The following is a 1,530-nucleotide window of genomic DNA, read 5'->3' on the forward strand; positions in this document are numbered from 1 at the left end:
TTTGCGCACTGGTGAGGCTTGGCTAGAATCTACCTGTGTTGGTCATAACTATTTACGCTTTTACCAACAAGGAATCCAAGTAGCGTGGCAGTATAAGCTGCCTACGCTACTTCGAAAATATCGCGATAAGCTTGCTAACTTCACCCGAGAAGATCCGCATCCATGGGGTGATTTTTATATTGAACAAGCGAATCTGATGCTTGCCTTACTCGACCAGTCCAGCTCTGTCTCTGAGTTGTTAAACTTCAATCAGGCCGCGCGTAAGCATCAACTGAACCAGGCTCAAATAAGTGTTGATGAGCTCGACCATTGGCTCTTCACATCTACTCAACCATGAAATATTCAATAAACGAAGAAAGTCGATTAATTGCACCGTCAAATCATCTTGTTTGCTCGATTTACCTCATCAAACACAGATATTCGAAACCATGGAATATCTGTGTTTTGGCACAGTGTCATCGCTGATTAGATTTATGCTGGCGCAAGATCACTTTGCTCCACCTTAAAGTTTTCGATGCTAGGAACATGCTCAGGTAAAAGTAGAGTAACGCGTTGATTTGCTACTTCAATCCATTTACCTGAACTATTTTTATATCGATAGAATGCCACGCCTGACTTCCAATCATCATTAAGTAGGATGTTGAGCGTTACGTTGTGAAGATCTGCTCCTAGAGGAGCAATGCCTAGGTAAGGCTGGTAGCCCTGCAACGTCACCATGATATGACAATCACGCATCGTGCATTGATAGTTGAAACTGCCATTGAGATCAGACACCACATTTAACGGTGGGTTAATGGCCTGAAAGATATGTCCTTTACCCACTATTGATTTGTCTTCGCTGGCCACGAGTAGATTAACATCGAAGTTCACTCCTCCAGGTAAGCCGTTACCAATTTGATAATGAGCAGTAAAAATTGCTTGTGATTCTTTTGATTCCATTTTCATTGTGTTCTCCAACTGAATTTATTGTCGTTAGTGACCCATTCAATGTAGATAGCACGTCATTCAAGTTCAGTATCACTTTAGGCTCAGATCTACTTGACTACATAAATTATCTACGGTCACGCAGATGCCGCTCGTTCTTTTCATCAACCAGATATTATTGCTCTCTCGCTGATGCTTTTGGCGATTTGTACAGAACAACTGATACCAAACTGATATGGCGAACATATGCATGCTAGTTAATATTTAAACAACTATTCAATACATAAGCCAAATGGAAAAAATAATGGAACAAGAATGGATGCAGGGAACTAAAGAAAACCAAGTGGTAGAACAGCACCCTAACCCTCAAATACAACGCCTCGCTGTGCTTAACGCGTACTCAATCTCAATCAATAATGCCAAACTGTTTATTCAGAAAATGGATAAATGCGGTTTTCCTAAAGAGCGACTACTGACACCTCTTGAAAACACGGTTTCACCGGTTCCTGGTTTGAACCAATATCAAGTCGAGTCACTCATCTTCAATACTCGCTATCAACACCAACCCTTTGTCATTGTCATGTGCGAAAGTACGCAAGAAGTTCA

Annotated in this window: 1 protein-coding gene and 2 pseudogenes; 2 read left to right on the forward strand and 1 reads right to left on the reverse strand. The window is 41.3% G+C overall.

The features are described from left to right. Positions 1-337: pseudogene (locus IQR33_RS15170) on the forward strand (ATPase); the annotation flags it as partial. A 134-nt stretch (positions 338-471) separates the two neighbouring features. Here the strand turns inward: IQR33_RS15170 and IQR33_RS15175 are convergent. Further along, positions 472-945, reverse strand: coding sequence for a DUF1842 domain-containing protein (locus IQR33_RS15175; RefSeq protein WP_104970567.1), 474 nt, complete (start codon positions 943-945; stop codon positions 472-474). Positions 946-1,228: 283 nt separating this feature from the next. On the opposite strand from IQR33_RS15175, the pseudogene IQR33_RS15180 reads away from it, so the two are divergent. Further along, positions 1,229-1,530: pseudogene (locus tag IQR33_RS15180) on the forward strand (FAD-binding oxidoreductase); the annotation flags it as partial.

Origin of the sequence: Vibrio sp. OPT46 (assembly GCF_015163535.1) — a bacterium.
GTDB classification, from domain to species: domain Bacteria; phylum Pseudomonadota; class Gammaproteobacteria; order Enterobacterales; family Vibrionaceae; genus Vibrio; species Vibrio alginolyticus.

Coding starts and splice junctions, on each gene's coding strand:
- IQR33_RS15175 (WP_104970567.1), bottom strand. CDS start 945: ATGAAAATGGAATCAAAAGAATCACAAGCAATTTTTACTGCTCATTAT.